Origin of the sequence: Streptomyces sp. NPDC006294 (assembly GCF_042870895.1) — a bacterium.
Taxonomy (GTDB): Bacteria; Actinomycetota; Actinomycetes; order Streptomycetales; family Streptomycetaceae; genus Streptomyces.
The window spans coordinates 1-1,091 of record NZ_JBIAHV010000047.1; the positions used below are offsets into that span (position 1 = coordinate 1).

At 69.7% G+C, this 1,091-nt stretch carries 1 protein-coding gene; it reads left to right on the forward strand.

Features of this window, described 5'->3' with window-relative positions; all coding sequences use genetic code 11:
* The coding region (locus ACFYOP_RS33745) for an IS110 family transposase (protein WP_356899686.1) at nucleotides 1–1,074 on the forward strand (1,074 nt) is incomplete at its 5' end.
* Between the last annotated feature and the right edge of the window lie 17 nt (nucleotides 1,075–1,091).

The following is a 1,091-nucleotide window of genomic DNA, read 5'->3' on the forward strand; positions in this document are numbered from 1 at the left end:
CTGATCGGTGACGTCCTTCACCTGGCCGACGGCCGTGAGGTCACCTGGGCCGTCGACATGACCGGCGGAGAGCCCGCGCTGCTGCCGGCCCTGCTCGTCGGCCACGGCCAGGAGGTCCTCTACATGCCCGGCCGGCTGGTCAACCGGGCCTCCGACGGCTACCGCGGCGAGGGCAAGACCGACGCCCGCGACGCCTACGTCATCGCCGACCAGGCCAGGATGCGCCGCGACCTGCGACCCATCCGCCCCGGCGACGACGCCGCCATCGAGCTCAAGCTGCTGACCGGACGCCGGGCCGACCTGGTCGAGGACCGCACCCGCGTGGTCAACCGCCTGCGCGGCACCTTGCTGAGCATGTTCCCGGCCTTGGAACGGGCCCTGGACGTGACCAACACCGGCCCGCTCAAGCTGCTGACCGGCTACCAGACGCCGGCCGCGATCCGCCGGGCCGGAGTCACACGGCTGACGAAATGGCTGGCCAACCGCAAGGTCCGTAACGCCAGAGCCCTGGCCGAGACGGCCGTCGAGGCCGCTGAACGCCAGCACACCGCCGTCCCCGGGGAGAAGACCATCGCCAAGCTGGTCCACACCCTGGCCGAGGAGGTGATGACCCTCAACGAGCAGATCCGTGAGACGGACAAGCTCATCGAGGGCCGGTTTCGCGAGCACGAACTCGCCGACATCCTCCTGAGCGTCCCCGGCATCGGCGCGACCCTCGGTGCCGAGTTCCTCGCCGCCGTCGGCGGCGACTTGGACGAGTTCGACTCCCCGGACGCCTTGGCGGCCTTCGCCGGCACCGCGCCCGCGCCCAGGGACTCGGGCAAGGTCAGCGGCAACCTCCACCGGCCGATCACCTACCACCGCAGACTCCAGCGCGTCTTCTACACCTCCGCGCTGGTCAGCGTCCGTTACGACCCGAACTCGCGGAAGTTCTACGACCGCAAACGCGCCGAGGGGAAGAAGCATGTCCAGGCCGTGCTCGCCCTCGCCCGCCGACGCGTCAACGTCATATGGGCTCTGATCCGTGACCGACGACGCTACGAAGTGACACCGCCGGTGACGGCGACCGCTTGACAACAACATTAGGAAGC